The organism is Nonomuraea longispora, assembly GCF_004348345.1.
Taxonomy (GTDB): domain Bacteria; phylum Actinomycetota; class Actinomycetes; order Streptosporangiales; family Streptosporangiaceae; genus Nonomuraea; species Nonomuraea longispora.
The window spans coordinates 22,408-38,250 of the sequence record NZ_SMJZ01000071.1; the positions used below are offsets into that span (position 1 = coordinate 22,408).

Consider the following 15,843-nt stretch of genomic DNA (forward strand, 5'->3'; position numbering starts at 1 on the left):
CCGGCCAACGGCCTGACCTCAAGCGTCCTCAGCCGGCAGCGCGGCCACGAGGCCGCCACGCGGATCATCGACTATCACCTGGACCGCCTGTTCGGGCCGGAAGAGGCTTGCCCCAGCGAGCGGTGAGCTTCAGCGGGGTCGCAGGGTGCGGACAGGGCCTGCTGCCAGAGGCGGACCACTGCCCGTACGTGGGCGGTGGCGTCGCGGCCGGCCGGCAGATCGAGCAGGGCTCCGTGCAGGTGGGCCTCGATGCCCTGGACGGCCAGCAGGGCGTTCAGCTCAGGGTCGGGGCCGCCGGTTCCCAGGCGGCGCAGTTCGCGGGCGAGCGCCTGGGCGATCTGCTGCTCGGCCTGCCGGAAGCGGGTGACCAGGTCGGGGGTGCGGGGCGCCTGGTCGAACAGCAGCCGGTGCAGCCGGGGCCGGTCGGTGTGCAGGACGGCCACGCATTCCACCAGGTCGGCGAGCAGGACGGGCAGGGGCGGGCGGTGTTCGCCGGCGCGGGCGAAGACCTGGGCGACCTGCTGGACGCTCTCGGCCAGGTAGTGCTCGGCCAGCGCGACCAGAAGCGCGTCCTTGTTCGGGAAGTACTGGTACAGCGATCCGATGGACACTCCGGCGCGTTCGGCGATCTTGTTGGTGGTGGTGCCGGTGTAGCCGTGACGCTGGAAAAGCTGAGCGGCCGCCTCCAGGATCGCCGCCACGGTCTCGCGGGAGCGCTGCTGGCGGGGCTGTTTACGGGGCGTGAGCACGGACCTCCAATGCGAGTACCGAAAACTGAGAATAACTCGCATCATTGAACGGCGGGCTCGTCGCCCCGCCCTTCCCTCCAGAACCTTCTGTGCGAACGGAGGCGTCTTCGTGCTGTCCGGCCTCCTGGCCTACGGCGTCCGGATCCTGCCCGGCCTGCTGCTGATCGGCGCCTGTTACGTGGTGGCGCGTCGTGAACGCGACCCGCTGCTCCGCGTCATGGTGCTCATTCTCGGCTTCGTCCTGGTCAGGGATGCGATGACACCGCTGGGATTCTGGCGGCTGGGCGCCGCGGGCGCGGTTCCGTGGCTGCGCTTCACCGACCGGGCGGGGATCCTGCTGCTGTTCGGCCTCTGCACGCTGGCGCTGACCGCGGGAGTGCTGCGCCTGGACAGCGAACTCCGCGCGCTGGTGCGCTGGGGCCGGTTCAGGCCGGTCACACTCGGCTGGGGCGTCGGCGGAGGCGTGCTGGCCGCCGCCCCGGTCCTGCTGCTGTCGCTCCCGACGCCCCTGGCGGCGAGGGGCGGCGCGGTCGCCGTCACGCTGCTGCCGGTGCTGCTGGTGTTCAGCCTGGCCGGCAACCTCGCCGAGGAGGTGTTGTTCCGCGGCTTCCTTCAGGGCCGGCTGGAGCAACACGCCTCCGCCGGACGCGCGGCTGTGCTGTCGGCTCTGCTGTTCGCGGCCTGCCACGTCTTCCTGGCCTCGACGGTCACCGACGTCGGCTGGCCGCTGCCGGCCTTCACCCTGTACGAGGGACTGATCTGCGCATTCCTGCGGCTGCGCGACGGCGTGATCGCCGCCGCCCTCGCACACGGACTCGCCATCTTCCTGCTGGCGGGCGCGCTGGTCTGACTCGCCGGCCTCGGTCAAGGCGTCGTACGTGCGCAGCGCCGTCCGAGCGGGAGCCCGGCCGTCCACCGGCTTGCCGAACGAGCTTGTGCCGTATCGGGGCCCGCCTTTGACGTGGCCCGGTTTCGTCCCCGGAGGCGTCAAAGCCCAGCCCTGGAGTCCGTTTTGTGCAGATTGCCCTATTTGTGTCGAGGGTAGCTCCCCAAGGCGAGGCTGCACCCCGCAGCCGCACCGATCGCTCCACCACGTTAGGAGCAGACCATGACAACGCCGAGCCGCCTGACCGCAGCCAGGCTTCTGTCCTTGCCCCGCCTCAGCGTGCCGACACCGGACCCGGACGACGACAGTTCCTCGAGCCACCGGCGTCGCCGTCGCCACCGGCGCTGATCGGCGACACGCCCCACGCGGCTGAAGGGCGCCTCCCAGTGCCCTTCAGCCGCGCCCCCCGTCGGCGCCTGCCTGACCGGTCGCCGGAAGACCCCTCAGACGCCTATGCGCACTGCTTCCTGTGGTAGACCGAGCAGTCGGTTCTCCAGCACTTGAAGACGGAGCAACAGATGCTTCCCGTGCAGGTCGTGTGGTCGAGAATGCACCGTGCGGTGCAGGCGGCCTGCGCGTCGCCGGTCGGTACGACGAAAGCGACGATCCGGTCTGCCAAATCGGTGAAAAGTTTCATCTGGTCCCACCTTTCTTCCAGTGACCTACTCGCACAGGCGAATCTGGCGGTAGCTGCAGTTCGTCTCGTAGCACCGCATCGTGTAGCAGCCGGTGTTCGGGTCGTAGCTGATCTGCACGCACCTCTTGACGCACGCCGCGTCGGCCTTGACCGAGGGGATCAACCGGTCAAGGAGCTTGTCCAGCATTCCGTTCTCACCTCCCTTCCCTGTCCCGGGCCTTCCTGGGCGCGGCACCACGAAGAGTCGTCTCGTGGCGGCCGCGGGCTTGTGGACAAGGGACCGTGCCGCGCGTCCAGCCGCCTGATCGTGACGGCGTGGAGGTCGTCGGCGCGGAAGAAGCCGTGCTCGCGGGAGTCGAAGCTGACCTCGGTGTTGTCACCGATCAGCACGAACCTGCCGACCGGGACGACGTCCACGTCGACGGCCTTGCGTACGTCCTCAGGAACCGGATCGCCGGGCAGGGCGGCGACGCGTTTGACCAGGAACTTGCCGCCGGCCGGGAGCGGGTTCCGGACGATGGCGATCTGCCCGTGGCCCAGCGCCCCCAGGCGCGTGCGCCGGGACAGCAGCCGGTCCCCGTCGGTCAACGTCGGAGCCATGCTCTCGCCGTGGACCCGGGCCACCATGTACGTCGCGCGCAGCCGTACCACCAGCAGGGCCAGCCCTCCGAGCGCGCACGCCCCCGCCAGGAACGCCCGCCTCATGACGCCGTGACCTCGGCCGGCATGGCGTGACCGCCGCTGACGACCGTGCCCCCTTGACCGATCGTGATGACGGTCGGATACGCGTTGACCTTGAACGCCGTCTGTACGGGCCCCTGCGGCGCCTCCGTGATGACACGCGCCACCTCCGCGAGGCGTTCGACGTCGGCCGCGCAGTCCTCGCCGGTGTCCGCGACCACGGCGAGCACGGCGTCCGACGTGCCGCGCGCCCGCTCCACGAAGAGCGGGAGCAGTTCCTCGCACGGCCCGCAGCCCGGGGAGAAGAAGCCGACCAGCGCGGGCGCGCCCAGCAGCTCGTCGGAGATCGGCTCACCGCTCGTGGTCATGGTGGCGAACCGCGGGACCCTCTCACCGGGCGAGAGCCCTTCGCTCATCGCCGGCGCGCTCCCGCCCTGCCTGCGCAGCCGGCGGATCACGCCGACGGTCAACAGCAGGTTGACCATGCACAGCAGGCCGACCAGCACGACCGCGGCGACCACGTACTGCATCGCACCCTCCCCGCCTGTCCGTGAGCAAATGCGGGATCACCTTGAGCGCACGCGGTCCCGACGGCACGCGACGAGCTCGTGATCCTCGACGTGAATGCTTCACGACCCCGCTAGCCCACCCCTCGCGCGCCACTAGCCCGGAAAAGGTTGCCAGGCCGCCTGGATAGCTGTTATACAGTTAGACATGTCGATTCACGTCGTCACTGTGGCGGACGCCGTCGCCGACCAGCTGCGCCGCCGGCTGCTGTCAGGCCACTACTCAGGCGGAGACCAGCTGCGTGACACCGAGCTGTCACAGGAGTTCGGCGTGGCCCGGCCCACGGTGCGCGCGGCCGTGCAGACGCTCGTGGCCGAAGGGCTGCTCGACCGCGGGCGCGGGCGCAGTGCGCAGGTCCGGTCGTTCACCGCCGACGACGCGATCGACCTGGGCCGGCTGCGGCGGCCCGTCGAGCTCGTCGCGGTCGAGATGGTCGTGACGCAGGACCGGCCGCTCACCGGCATCGCGTCGGCGGCGCAGGCGTTCTCCGCATTGGGGGACGACGTCTCCTGGGACGTGGTCGCCGACCATGACGTGGCGTTCCACCGGGCCGTGTTCGAAGCCGCGGGCTCGGCGCGTCTGCTGCGCACCTTCGACGAGCTCAGCGCCGAGTTGCGCCTGCTCATCGCCCAGCTCCGCCCGACCTACGAGAGCGTCGCCGACCTGGCGCACGAGCACGAGCTGCTGCTCGCCGCGCTGCGCTCCGGCGACCTCCAGCGGGTCAGGGCCGCCTGGAACGGGCACTGTGACGACTCGGAACGTTTCTACCTCGACCTCATCCAGGAGCACACACGGTGAACTTCAGCGACTTCGACGCCCTCAGCTTCGACTGCTACGGCACCCTCATCGACTGGGAGAACGGCATCGCGACCGTGCTGCGCGCGTGGGCCGACGCACACGACCTGCGGATGACGGACGAGCAGTTGCTGACGGCGTACTCGACGCACGAGGCGCAGGCCGAGGCCGACCACCCCGGCGACCTCTACCCGCGCATCCTGGCGCGTGCCATGCGCGGCCTCGGCGCGCAGCTCGGCGTGCCGGTCAGCGATGACGAGGCCGAGTCACTGGCGGTCTCGGTGCCCGGCTGGCCGGCGTTCCCCGACTCGGCGGAGGCGCTGCAGCGGCTGTCGCGGCGGTACGACCTCATCATCGTCTCCAACGTCGACCGCGCCGGCTTCGCCGGCTCCAACCAGCACCTCGGCGCCACCTTCACCAGCGTCCTCACCGCCGAGGACATCGGCTGCTACAAGCCGGATCCCCGTGCCTTCGAGGCGCTGCTCCACGAGGCCGAGCGGCTCGGGGTGGCCGAGGGCAGGCTGCTGCACGTGGCGCAGAGCCTGTTCCACGACCACGTGCCCGCCAAGGCCGCCGGCCTGCCGACCGTGTGGATCAACCGCCGGCACGACAACGCCGGCTGGGGCGCGACACCGCAACCGTCGGCCGGCGTCACCCCCAACTGGACCTTCACCTCCATGCGGGCGTTCGCGGACGCGGTCGACGCCGAACCCGCCTGACGACCGGCCTGAGGACCGGCCTGAGGACCGGCACGACGACCGGGGCGAGCGGGCCGGTCGCTGCTCCGCACGTCTCACCTCGTACGATGATCGACGCCCCGGCGCCGACATTGGAGGCTTGGAACGTTGCTGGATCGAGAACGCGTGCGCGCCCTCCTCGCCCACCCTCGCTTCGAGCGGGCGATCACGGCGGTCATCTTGCTCAACGCGATCACGATCGGCTGTGAGACCTCCTCCTTCGTGATGGGGTGGATCGGCGAGCCGCTCCACGTCGTGGACCGCGTCGTGGTGGGCGTGTTCGTCCTGGAGCTCGCCGCCCGCCTCTACGCCCACCGGGGCGCGTTCTTCAAGGACCCGTGGAACTGGTTCGACACCGCCATCGTGGCGATAGCGCTGGTGCCCGCCTCGGGGCCGGCCTCGGTGCTGCGTACTCTGCGGATCATGCGGGCGCTGCGGCTCGTCACCGCGGTGCCCAGCATGCGCCGGGTCATCTCCGCGCTGTTGGCCGCCATCCCCGGCATGGCCTCCATCCTCGGTCTGCTGATCATCATCATGTACATGGCGGCGGTGATGGCCACCCAGTGGTTCGGGCGCACCGCGCCGGCCTACTTCGGCGAGATCCCGACCTCCCTGTTCACCCTGTTCCAGGTGTTGACCGGGGAGGGCTGGCCGGACATCGCCGACCAGATCATGGACGTGCACCCCTGGGCGTGGATCTTCTTCGTGGCCTACATCCTGGTGTCGTCGTTCGTGGTGCTGAACCTCTTCATCGCGGTCGTCGTCAACGCCATGGACGACGAGAGCACCTCCGCGGAGGAGCAGCGTACCGACGACCGGCTCAAGGCGATCACGGAGGAGCTCGCGCGCCTGCACGCCAAGCTGGACGCCCTGCAACCTCCCGCGCGGGCCGGCGATCCGGCGGACGGCTCCGGGACCTCCGCCAGCCTGTCGAACGCGAGCTGACCGGCCCGCCTCAGCGAGCGTGAGGGCGTCCAGGCTGGGATAGCCGGTGTACCCGGCGGCGTCGTGGGTGTACAGATGGGCCGTGTCGATCGGCTGGAGCGGGGCGTCGCGGGCGAAGCGGGCGGGCAGGTCGGGGTTCGCGATGAAGGCCCTGCCGTACGAGACCAGGTCGGCGCGGCCCGAGGCGAGCGCGGCTTCACCGGCGTCCTTACTGGTGGCGGGGCCGTTCTCGCCGACGTTGGCGATGAGGGGCCCGTGCCAGCGCGGGATAGCGGTCGTTGTCGGTGAGGTGCAGACAGGCCAGGCCGAGGCCGTCGATGGGTGGCCTCCCCGTGGCTGGCCGAGCAACTCATGAGGGAACGTGAGCGCATCGACCGCATGATCGGCGACCTGGTGCGTTCCCGCGACGTGCTCGACGACATCATCCGCGAAGCCGTCAAACACTGAGCGTTCCTCCGCTCCGGCACCCGCGTCCGCCGTTGCGCGAGATGACAAAGACCGCCTCGCCCTGGCGCGGCGTTTTGACATCTGTCACGAGGACGGCTCCTCCGCCGCCGGACAAGCTGTTGCTGCCGGCGAACACGCCGGTAGGCGCAGGTGCCCACAGGCCGCCTGCACGACTCGATGGAGGAGCACCCATGCGAGGACGGATCATGAGGAAGGCCGCCGTGCTGATCGCGTTGGCGACGGCCGCGGCCATCGGCGTCGGGCCGGCGGGCACCAGCCTGGCGGCCGACTCCAGTTCGACCGCGGCCCCCCCGCTGCGGGCGTACGGCATCACCGACAACGGCAGGGTGATGGCCACCTTCACCACCGAGGAGCCGGAAGAGCTCAACTGGGTCAGGCGCATCTCCGGGCTGGTCACCGACACCTTCGTGATCGGCATCGACTTCCGCGTGCAGGACGGCAAGTTCTACGCCGTCGGCAACCACGGCGGGATCTACACGATCTCGATCCCGACCGGCGACGAGGACGTCGTGGTCTCGAAGGTCTCCCAGCTCAAGGTGGGTCTCAAGGGCACGGCGTTCGGAGTCGACTTCAATCCCGCCGCCGACCGGCTGCGCGTGATCAGCGACAACGGTCAGAACCTGCGGCACAACCTCAACGACGGCACCACGGTGTCGGACGGCACGCTGAGCAACGGCCCCGGTTCGCCGGCCTCCGGGGTCACCGCCGCCGCCTACACCAACAACGACCTCAACGGCGACACGGCGACCACGCTGTTCGACGTCAACACCATGACCGCGCAGGTCGTCGTCCAGTCGCCGGCCAACAACGGCCTGCTGGCCCCGACCGGTGCGCTCGGCCGGCCCGTCGCATTGAACGCGGGCCTCGACATCTACAGCGACCTGAAGGGCGGCAAGACCGTCTCGAACTCGGCATTCGCCACTTTCGTCGACTCGGACGGCCTCGCGACGCTCAACTCCGTCGACCTGCTCACCGGCGCCGCCACCCAGATCAGCGAGCCGTTCCCGCTGACCATCACCGACATCGCCGTCGCGCTCGACACCACCTGACCGTCCTGGCGCGGGCGCATCCCCGGGTGATCGACGGCGCCGTGGCGGCGGCGGTGTTCGTCGTCAACGTGCCTGTGCAGGCCGCGTACGTTCCCGAGCACCTGCCGCGCTACCCGGTCGCGCTGCTGGTGTCCGCGGGCCTGTGCCTGCCGTACGTCGCCCGCAGGAACCACCCGGTCGCGAGTTTCGCGGCGATGGCGCTGGTGTCCCTCGCCCAACTGGTGCTCGGCGTGTTGCCGACCTGGGCCAACGCCATGCTGCTCGCCGGGCTCCACACCGTCGCCACGGGTCGCGACCGGCGCGTGTCGATCACGGCGGCGGCGGTCGTCGAGCTCGGCGCCGTCCTCGCCGCGCTGCGGTGGGGAGGCCGCCCGCAAACACGCGGGACCGCAGGTGAGCACGGCGGAGTGTCGTTGCGCTATGGGGAGGACGCGCTCGACCTGCGCGTCTCCGACGACGGCCGCGGCGCGGGCGCGCAGGCCGGGCGGTCGGGCGGGCACGGGCTCGTGGGCATCAGGGAGCGCGTCGCCGCCTACGGCGGATCCGTCCGCTGCGGCCCGGCGGACGGCGGCGGGTTCGAGGTCGTGGCGGCGCTTCCCGTCCGGAGCTGACCACCGTACGCCCGTGACGCGGTCCGGCCCTCCCAAGGTGCGGCCTTCTCGCGCTCCCGGGAAGGCCGCACAACCGCCCACGGTCAGCGCACGTGGACCCGGGGCTGGGGCGGGGTGCTCATGCCGTCGCCGATGAAGAAGCTCGGGTGCGGCGGCTGGTTGTAGGCGGTGTTCTGCCAGGCGAGGGCCACCCGGTACTGCGGGTCGTGCAGCAGGGTGTGGATCTTGGTGGTGGTCACGTGGGGGGTGGCGTAGATGCGCAGGGCGCGGTTGTCGATGGTGGGCCAGATGACCTCCTCGCGCCAGTCGCCGAGAATGTCGCCCGACAGTGACGGATTGGCCTTGGTGCCGTTGTTGCTGTGCACGCCGGAGGCGGTCAGCAGGCGGGTCTCGCCGCCGGTGCCGTACTTGTCGATCCTGGTCTGGTCCAGCAGCTCGCGCACCGGGTCACCGTCCCACCAGGACAGGAAGTTCGCCGAGGACGGCTGGCGGCCGACGACCGTGCCGGATGTGTTGCGCAGGCCGTTCTGCCCGGCCCCTGAGGCCCAGGACTCGGCGCCGGGGCTGCCGGCGTGGATGTCGGCGGCCACGCCCCGGCCGGGCCCCTCGCCGTCGGAGCCGGAGCCGGAGCCGGTACGCCACAGCACCTGGCCGGTACGGGCGTCGACCATGTACAGGCCGGGCCGGTTGCCCGACTCGGAGATCTTCACGTACTCCTGGCCCGGGCGGCCGGGGTCGAGGTCTCCCAGGTGGGCGGCGTCACCGTGGCCCCAGCCGACGTTCCACAGTCGGCCGCCGTCGTCGTCGATGGCGGCCGCGCCGTAGACGATCTCGTCGCGGCCGTCGGCGTCCACGTCGCCGACGGTGAGGCTGTGGTTGCCCTGGCCGGCGTACGAGCCGTTGCCGGAGGCGTTGCTGTCGAACGTCCAGCGTTTGACGAGCCGGCCGTCGCGGAAGTCCCAGGCGGCGATCACGGAGCGGGTGTAGTAGCCGCGCGCCATGATGAGGCTTGGCCGCTGCCCGTCCAGGTACGCGGTGCCGGCCAGGAACCTGTCCACCCGGTTGCCGTAGGAGTCGCCCCAGGAGGAGACGTTGCCGCGCGGCGGGTCGTAGTTCACCGTGGACAGCGCCGCCCCGGTCCGGCCGTCGAACATCGTCAGGAACTCGGGGCCGGACAGGACGTAGCCGGAGGAGTTTCGGTGGTCGGCGTTCGCGTTGCCGATGACGGTGCCTCGGCCGTCGACGGTGCCGTCAGCGGTTTTCATGGCGACCTCGGCCCTGCCGTCGCCGTCGTAGTCGTAGACCTGGAACTGCGTGTAGTGGGCGCCCGCGCGGATGTTGCGGCCCAGGTTGATGCGCCACAGGCGGGTGCCGTCCAGCTTGATCCCGTCGATGTAGACCACGTCGGTGGTGCCGGACTGGGAGTTGTCCTTGGAGTTGTCGGCCTCCCACTTCAGCACCAGGTCGAGCCGGCCGTCGCCGTCCAGGTCGCCGACGCTGGCGTCGTTGGCGTGGTGGCCGCCGGGCGGGGAGACGGGCACGTCGAGATAGCCGTCGCCGAACCTGAGCGAGGGTTCGGAGGCCGGGCCCTCGGCGCCGCCGGTGAGCGGGCGCACCGTGTAGGAGGCGTCCGAGGGCGCCCCCGCGTCCAGGTGGTTGGTGGAGTCGGTGACGGTCGCGATGCGTGTGCCGCCTCGGTAGACGTTGAAGGACGTGTCACGGGGCTCGGTGCCGAGCAGCCGCCAGGAGACCAGGTTGCCGTTGCCGGAGCGGACGCTGATCAGGCCGCGGTCGAGGTCTTCCGCCTGTTTGGCGTCCGCGGGGGCGGTGGGGGTGACCGTGGGAGTGACCGTCGGGGCCGGCTCGCCGGGGTCGCCGGTGCAGGTGACGCCGTTGAGGGTGAACGTGGCGGGCGCCGGGTTGCTGGATCCGTCCCAGGAGGCGTTGAAGCCGAACGTGGTGCTGCCGCCCCGGGGGATCGCGGCGTTGTAGCCCGCGTCCTCGGCGGTGACGGCGGCGCCGTTCTGCGTGGCGGTGGCGTTCCACGCCTGGGTGATCCGCTGGCCGGAGGTGAACGACCAGTCCAGGCGCCAGCCGTCGACGGCGTCGCCCAGGTTCCTGACGGTCACGTTGCCGGTGAACCCGCCGGACCACTGGGTGGCGACGTCGTAGTCGACCTCGCAGGCCACCGCCGCGGCGGCGGGCGACTGCAGGCCGACGGCGGTCGCGGCGACCAGGCACACGCTGCCGGCGAGCGCCGTGACAAGCAGTGCTGGACGGGATAAACGTTTCATTGAACGTCCAATCAGTGTACTGAGGGGTGCCGAGCGCCCACACGGTAAGAAGGTGCTGACCAGAGTGTCAACGGGCCACCGGTGCCCACCTCACCCGAGATCGTTACCTTTCAGGTCAGCAGCGGGAGGAGTGCACACGGCTCTGAAACTTTCGGAGCCGCAACCGGTCAGCGGCAGGGCGGCGCGGTGGACTCGCGGACGACCAGCCGCGGCCGGTAGACGAGCTTCTGGTGACGGTGACCCGCGCGGGCCTCGTCGAGCAGCAGCTCGGCCGCGACCCGGCCCAGCTCGCGCTTCGGCTGCCAGACGGTGGTCAGCGCCGGCCGGCCTCCCGCGCGACCTGGCGCATGCCGGGTCGGCGCGGCTCGGTCGAAGCGTCCACCGCAGCACCATATCCGCCCCGCGACGATCACGCGGAACACACCGATGCGGTCTTTCAGGGCGTCTCTCACGCGAAGCCGTCCGGTCGATGAAGGGCCCGGTGCCGCCGCCGATGGCGAGCCGGTGTGACCGGTGCCGTCGGGGGAGACCCCGGCGACCTTGGCGAGGGCGCCGCCGCGCCGCGCGAGCGCACCTGCTCGCCCAGGCCGAACGCCGCGTCGTAGAAGCGGCCGTCACACGCCCGGCCCTGACGATGTTTCAGCTTTTGCTGAACTGACGCGGGCGTACGCATGGCCCTGGTTACGGTCGGAAGATGCGCGAGGGCATAGAGGCGGATCCGACGCGGCTGGATGACGCCGCCCAGAGAATGGGCCAACACGGCACGGACCTGAGTGCGGCGATCCAGCGGCTCACGGAGCGGGGTTCGGCCGCGGCGGCCTGGCGGGACGACGGCCTCATCGCGCCGTTCGTCGACATCTATTCCGGTTGCGTTCACGAAGCGGCACGGGCTCTTTCCGCCGTCTCGCGAACGGTGCACTCCACCGGCCACGGCATGCACGACACGGCCGCCTCGCTCGTCGAGGCGGACGTGGCCGCGCGCCGCGTGCTCGGCCCGGATGAGGTGGCGGCCCCATGACGGTGCCGTCCGGCCTCACGTTCCTGTTCGAGCTGGCCGGGATCGACGCGATCCCCGTCGACGAGGAGGAGATGCGCGCCGACGCGCAGGCGTGGCGGGTCGTGGCCAGTCACGTCGAACAGAGCGGGCTCGACGCGGGCGCCACCGTGGCCCGGGGCCTGGACGCGTACGAGGGCATGTCCGCCACCGAGCTCGCGAGCCACTGGCAGGACGTGAGCGGCAACGGCGGCGACCTGCGGCGGGTGACCAGCGCGGCGGCGAACATGCCGCCTGTGCTCGACACCGCCGCCACGATCGTCACCGCCGGCAAGGCCGCCACGATGTCCCAGCTGGTGCACTTCGGGCAGCAGGTGGCGCCGTTGTTGCTCGCCGGCGGCGCGGCGGGCGCGTACGCCTTCGTCGCCAGACGCCAGGCGCTGCGCCGGATGGACCGGCAGATCAAGGAGGTGCTGGGCCGCGGCATCGGCACCCGCCTGGCGTCGATGCTCGACGGGCGCGTCCGGGCGCCCCTCCAAGGTGTACGCGGCTGGCAGGGCAATGCGCTGGGCCGCGAACTGGCCGGGGCCGGCGGGCATGGTGGACTCAGGATCAGCCCGTACGACGCGCCCCGCGTCGGCCCGACCACCTTCAACGTCTCGGAACGAGAGATCCGGAAAGCGGCGAGAGATTACGAGAAGCGCTACGGCCGGTCCCTGACGAGCAAGGAACTGGAGCAGGTACGGAGAGCCACCCAGGAGAAGCCGGCGTCCAGACCGTACCTACGCAAGAGCACCAGGGACCAGATCCAAGGGCAGTACAACAGCAAGGGCGAGCTCATCGACCCGAACACCAAGAAGCCCATCCAGGGGAAGCCCGATATCGGGCACAAGCCCGGGTACGAAGCGCACAAGCTGAAGGACCTCGACAAACGCCTGAGGAAGGAAGGGCTCAGCTCGCGCGACCGCCGCAAGCTGATCAATGAGGTGGCGAACGACCCGAAGAAGTACCAGTTCGAGGACCGCGGCTCGAACCGCAGCCACCGGTACGAGGGCAAGAAGGGCGTCAACAAGTGGGTCGAGGAGTACGTCGACGAGAAAGGCAACCTGCGGAACAAACCCAAGAAGAAGGGGTTCTTCTGGTAGGGAGGGGAGATGGAAGCCGGAAGCGTCGACGCGTATCTCGCCCGGCTCGGCGAGTGGGCCGGAGCCGAGCCTGAGAGCATGCTCATCACGCCCGACGAGGTCTCCCCGCCGGTCCGGGCGTTCGCCTACCGCGGCCAGTTCGGAGAGGACACGATCTCGGGGTTCACCTTCGGCCTGTCGTCCGTGGCGCACCCCGACTGGGAGTTCGGCCGCCCGGAGCTCTTCATCAGCATGAACTCGCCCCGGCCGGACTGGGTGTTCGCCGCCGGCTTCGTGGCCGCCCACTACCGTGGCGAGAAGCGGTTCGCCGCGGGGGACGCCTTCGTGCTCGACGCGCCGATAAGTCCGGAGGAGTCGGACATGTCGGCGTTGCTGGCCTTCCTCGTCACCGACCTCGATCCGGAGTTCACCCACCTGGAGCTCCCGGACCGGACGATCAACCTCATCCAGCTCTATCCGCTGCACGCGTCGGAGATCCCGCTTCTTGAGGCGGAGGGCGGCGCGGCGCTGTTGTCGGCGACCGACGTGGACTTCCACGACCCGGCGCGGCCTCCGCTCAGCGGTCCAGCTCGTCGATGAGCTGGTCGATCCGCTCCCGCACGAAGCCGGCGTCCAGTGGAGGCGAGGTCGACGCCGTTCGGGCCTCGACCTCCTCCATGACCCGCGCGGCCTGCCGCTCGGCGTCGCGTTGAGCCGCCTGCACCGCCTGGACGATCTGCCGGGCCAGCTCCTGAGGGCCGAGCCGCATGGCGCGCGGGTTCAGCGTCAGCCCGACGATGCGCAGATGGGCGTCGGAGGTGGCCTCGGCCAGCTCTTCCGACCCCGTACCGCGGATCGTGGCCAGCCGGGTCCGGGCGGACCGCAACGTGGCGGCGGTCTGCTCGGCCTGGGCGGCGAGCCGGTCGTACAGTTCCTGAAGCTCGGCCGAAGGGCGCATCTCGCCTCCACTCGCTTGCCCGCCGGAGTTCCTACGGTGCAACTCCGCGACGCCGCCGTCCCCGGTTTTCACGATTGTCGAAGGGTTGCGCGGGCGGGACTCCCTCAAGCGGCGGCGAGGACGGCCTGAGCCTGCTCGCGGGCCTGGCCGATGGCGTCCGGGAAGATGCTCAGGCCCTCGGCGACCAGCGCTCCTTCGTGGAGCAGCATGAGCGCCCTGCCCAGGCGACCGGCCTGCTCGGGAGCGATCTCGCCGGCGAGGTCGGTGAACAGGGTGAGCATCCACCGCTTCTGCCCCGTGATGATCGGGTAGGCCGGATGGGCGGGATCGCTGATCTCGGCATGGGCGTTGACCATGCTGCACCCCTTGTGGCCGTGCTGCGCGGCCCACGCGCGTGCCGCGTCGAAGACGGCCAGGACGCGCGCCGCCGGCGTCGGCCCGGCGGCGTTCATGTGGTCGGCGAGGAAGACGCGCCAGCGTTCGTCGCGATCGGCGAGATATTCCACGACGATCTGCTCCTTGCAGCCGAACCGGTCGTAGAGCGTCTTCTTCGTCACCCCGGCCTCGGCGGCGATCAGATCCACGCCGACGGCGTGGATGCCGCGTTCGTAGAAGAGCCTCTCGGCGGCCTCGATGACACGCCGTGCGGCCGGCGTCATCGTGATCCGCTGCGTGGTCTCGTTGCTGCCCATGACACACAGTATACCGATCTGTATAGTGAAGGGGTAGGGTATACAGATCGGTATAGTTAGGACAGGATCGTGCACCTTCTGCTCTCGATCGCCTTCGTGCTCTGCTGGAGCTCCGGTTTCATCGGAGCCAAGCTCGGCGTGGGCACGGCGCCCGCGGTCACGATCCTCATGTGGCGGTTCCTGCCCCTCGCCGTCATCCTGATGGTCGTCGCCGCCCTCTCCGGTTCGTCGTGGAGGGGCCTCACACCTCGCGACGTGACCCGGCAGGCCGTGATCGGCGTGCTCTCGCAGAGCGGCTACCTGCTCACCGTCTATTACGCGATCCAGCTCGGGGTCTCCAGCGGCACCACGGCCCTGATCGACGGCGCGCAGCCGCTGGTCGCCGGAGCACTCGCAGGACCGCTGCTGCACCAGCAGGTCTCACGCCACCAGTGGATCGGCCTCGCCCTGGGCCTGAGCGGCGTCACCGTCGTCACCATGGCCGACGCCACGGCCGGCACCGGCGCCGCCTGGTGGGCCTACCTCATCCCGCTCATCGGCATGTTCTCGCTGGTGGCGGCCACGCTCCTGCAAGGCCGCGCCCGTACGCCGGTCGCTCCCGCGACCTCGATGACCGTGCACTGCGCCACGAGCGCCGTCATCTTCACGGCGCTGGCGGTCGGCGCCGGAGCCGCGCAGCCGCCCGCCGAGCTCTCGTTCTGGGTCGCGATCACCTGGCTGGTGGCTCTGTCCACCTTCGGCGGGTACGGGCTGTACTGGATGATCACGAGGCGCTCGGGAGTCACCAAGGTCAACACGCTGATGTTCCTCATGGCCCCGGTCACGGCCGTCTGGGGAGCCCTCATGTTCCGTGAGCCCTTCCACGTGCAGACCGCCCTCGGCCTGGCCGTCTGCCTCGCGGCGGTCGTCATCGTGCACCGCGGCGGCCTCTCGTCCGCCACCGAGCGCTCACCGGACGAGCCGGCCCGCGCCCGGCGCTGACCTCGCGCCGCGACCGGGCCGGACGTGCGGCCCCGGCGACCTGTGGCAGGTCAGGGGTTCTTGCCCATCGTCTGGCGGATGACGTCGCGGACCCGGTCCATCATCGCCATCGGCGTGCCCACCAGAACGTTCTTCGTGGCCGACTCCGTGCCCGGATGCGGATGCGTGGGAGCCATCGCCTCGGCCGCCTTGACCCCCGCGGCCATACTGCGCCGCTCAGCCTCCGTGGTATGCGCCCGCAACTGCAGGAACTCATACCGCTCCTCACTACGCGCGTGCGCCTCCACCGCCCCACGCAACACCAGCAACCGCTCCAGAAAATCGGCAGCGTCCGGCCCGTCCTCATCCAGCCGCGACAACAACTCCTTGGCCTCGTTCTCCTCAGCCAACCGATCATCGACCACCGCATCACCCCCATCGATACGGCCCCGCGCATACGGATGCACGATCTCCTCCTCAGCGGTCTCATGCACCGCCAACAACCGCACCAACCGGCCGAACGCCTCCCCCCGACGCTCCACCGGCGCCCGCTCCACCTCATCGAACAGATCCCGGATCATCCCATGCTGCGCCCGCAGCAACACGATGACATCGCTCTGCTCCATCGTCTCCGGCGCCGTCCTGGTCATCGACACCCCACCCCTTCTCCGTCCTGGTACGCGCCAGCCCTACCCC

20 protein-coding genes are annotated in these 15,843 nt (G+C 70.4%); 11 read left to right on the forward strand and 9 right to left on the reverse strand.

What is annotated here, in order from left to right:
- Positions 1-74 precede the first annotated feature (74 nt).
- The gene (locus E1267_RS19780; protein ID WP_246064035.1) at positions 75-749 is read right to left on the reverse strand and encodes a TetR/AcrR family transcriptional regulator; all 675 of its coding nucleotides are present in this window, start codon (positions 747-749) and stop codon (positions 75-77) included.
- A gap of 109 nt (positions 750-858) precedes the next feature.
- Here E1267_RS19780 and E1267_RS19785 point away from each other — a divergent pair, with 109 nt between their 5' ends.
- A complete protein-coding gene (locus tag E1267_RS19785) occupies positions 859-1,599 on the forward strand; it encodes a CPBP family intramembrane glutamic endopeptidase (protein ID WP_132334063.1) in 741 nt (246 codons plus the stop codon).
- A gap of 698 nt (positions 1,600-2,297) precedes the next feature.
- Here the strand turns inward: E1267_RS19785 and E1267_RS44455 are convergent.
- From E1267_RS44455 to E1267_RS19795, 3 genes are read right to left on the reverse strand one after another with little or no spacing between them, the layout of a single operon-like run.
- Positions 2,298-2,459, reverse strand: a complete 162-nt coding sequence (locus E1267_RS44455; RefSeq protein ID WP_165959694.1) for a hypothetical protein — start codon at positions 2,457-2,459, stop codon at positions 2,298-2,300.
- A complete protein-coding gene (locus E1267_RS19790; RefSeq protein WP_132334064.1) occupies positions 2,432-2,977 on the reverse strand; it encodes a S26 family signal peptidase in 546 nt (181 codons plus the stop codon). The genes E1267_RS44455 and E1267_RS19790 overlap by 28 nt, the downstream gene beginning before the upstream one ends.
- Positions 2,974-3,483, reverse strand: coding sequence for a TlpA family protein disulfide reductase (locus tag E1267_RS19795; protein ID WP_132334065.1), 510 nt, complete (start codon positions 3,481-3,483; stop codon positions 2,974-2,976). The genes E1267_RS19790 and E1267_RS19795 overlap by 4 nt, the downstream gene beginning before the upstream one ends.
- A 184-nt stretch (positions 3,484-3,667) precedes the next feature.
- On the opposite strand from E1267_RS19795, the gene E1267_RS19800 reads away from it, so the two are divergent.
- The 6 genes from E1267_RS19800 to E1267_RS19830 all read left to right on the forward strand — a co-directional run bounded on the left by E1267_RS19800 (position 3,668) and on the right by E1267_RS19830 (position 8,125).
- Positions 3,668-4,318: a GntR family transcriptional regulator gene (locus tag E1267_RS19800; RefSeq protein ID WP_132334066.1), complete on the forward strand. Its 651-nt coding sequence runs from the start codon at positions 3,668-3,670 to the stop codon at positions 4,316-4,318.
- Positions 4,315-5,034: a haloacid dehalogenase type II gene (locus E1267_RS19805; protein WP_132334067.1), complete on the forward strand. Its 720-nt coding sequence runs from the start codon at positions 4,315-4,317 to the stop codon at positions 5,032-5,034. The genes E1267_RS19800 and E1267_RS19805 overlap by 4 nt, the downstream gene beginning before the upstream one ends.
- Before the next feature lie 126 nt (positions 5,035-5,160).
- The gene (locus E1267_RS19810; RefSeq protein ID WP_132334068.1) at positions 5,161-5,997 is read left to right on the forward strand and encodes an ion transporter; all 837 of its coding nucleotides are present in this window, start codon (positions 5,161-5,163) and stop codon (positions 5,995-5,997) included.
- Between the two features lie 321 nt (positions 5,998-6,318).
- A complete protein-coding gene (locus E1267_RS47315) occupies positions 6,319-6,444 on the forward strand; it encodes a MerR family transcriptional regulator (RefSeq protein WP_281283666.1) in 126 nt (41 codons plus the stop codon).
- A gap of 191 nt (positions 6,445-6,635) precedes the next feature.
- Positions 6,636-7,514: a DUF4394 domain-containing protein gene (locus E1267_RS19825; protein WP_132334069.1), complete on the forward strand. Its 879-nt coding sequence runs from the start codon at positions 6,636-6,638 to the stop codon at positions 7,512-7,514.
- 26 nt (positions 7,515-7,540) lie between these two features.
- Positions 7,541-8,125, forward strand: a complete 585-nt coding sequence (locus E1267_RS19830; protein ID WP_132334070.1) for an ATP-binding protein — start codon at positions 7,541-7,543, stop codon at positions 8,123-8,125.
- Positions 8,126-8,208: 83 nt separating this feature from the next.
- Here E1267_RS19830 and E1267_RS19835 read toward each other — a convergent pair whose 3' ends face one another.
- Positions 8,209-10,419: a rhamnogalacturonan lyase family protein gene (locus E1267_RS19835; RefSeq protein WP_132334071.1), complete on the reverse strand. Its 2,211-nt coding sequence runs from the start codon at positions 10,417-10,419 to the stop codon at positions 8,209-8,211.
- Between the two features lie 167 nt (positions 10,420-10,586).
- On the reverse strand, positions 10,587-10,871 hold the full coding sequence (locus E1267_RS19840) for a substrate-binding domain-containing protein (protein ID WP_132334072.1): 285 nt from the start codon (positions 10,869-10,871) through the stop codon (positions 10,587-10,589).
- A 242-nt stretch (positions 10,872-11,113) separates the two neighbouring features.
- On the opposite strand from E1267_RS19840, the gene E1267_RS19845 reads away from it, so the two are divergent.
- Genes E1267_RS19845 through E1267_RS19855 form a run of 3 tightly spaced genes read left to right on the forward strand, consistent with a single transcriptional unit; the run spans position 11,114 to position 13,137 of the window.
- Positions 11,114-11,437 (forward strand): hypothetical protein, encoded by a 324-nt coding sequence (locus E1267_RS19845; RefSeq protein WP_132334073.1) that lies wholly within the window; start codon positions 11,114-11,116, stop codon positions 11,435-11,437.
- The gene (locus E1267_RS19850) at positions 11,434-12,558 is read left to right on the forward strand and encodes a GH-E family nuclease (protein WP_132334074.1); all 1,125 of its coding nucleotides are present in this window, start codon (positions 11,434-11,436) and stop codon (positions 12,556-12,558) included. Before E1267_RS19845 ends, E1267_RS19850 begins: the two co-directional genes overlap by 4 nt.
- A gap of 9 nt (positions 12,559-12,567) precedes the next feature.
- Entirely contained in the window at positions 12,568-13,137 is a 570-nt protein-coding gene (locus tag E1267_RS19855) for a suppressor of fused domain protein (RefSeq protein ID WP_132334075.1), read from the forward strand.
- Here E1267_RS19855 and E1267_RS19860 read toward each other — a convergent pair.
- Both E1267_RS19860 and E1267_RS19865 read right to left on the reverse strand, forming a co-directional pair.
- Positions 13,115-13,495 carry a YbaB/EbfC family nucleoid-associated protein gene (locus E1267_RS19860; protein WP_132334076.1) on the reverse strand — a complete coding sequence of 127 codons (381 nt, stop codon included), beginning with the start codon at positions 13,493-13,495 and terminating at the stop codon, positions 13,115-13,117. The two genes, E1267_RS19855 and E1267_RS19860, sit on opposite strands and share 23 nt — an antisense overlap.
- Before the next feature lie 104 nt (positions 13,496-13,599).
- Complete coding sequence (locus E1267_RS19865; protein ID WP_132334077.1) at positions 13,600-14,187, reverse strand: TetR/AcrR family transcriptional regulator; 588 nt, start codon at positions 14,185-14,187, stop codon at positions 13,600-13,602.
- A 69-nt stretch (positions 14,188-14,256) separates the two neighbouring features.
- Between E1267_RS19865 and E1267_RS19870 the strand changes: the two genes are divergently transcribed.
- Positions 14,257-15,168 (forward strand): DMT family transporter, encoded by a 912-nt coding sequence (locus tag E1267_RS19870; RefSeq protein WP_132334078.1) that lies wholly within the window; start codon positions 14,257-14,259, stop codon positions 15,166-15,168.
- A 50-nt stretch (positions 15,169-15,218) separates the two neighbouring features.
- Here E1267_RS19870 and E1267_RS19875 read toward each other — a convergent pair whose 3' ends face one another.
- Entirely contained in the window at positions 15,219-15,797 is a 579-nt protein-coding gene (locus E1267_RS19875) for a hemerythrin domain-containing protein (protein ID WP_246064038.1), read from the reverse strand.
- Between the last annotated feature and the right edge of the window lie 46 nt (positions 15,798-15,843).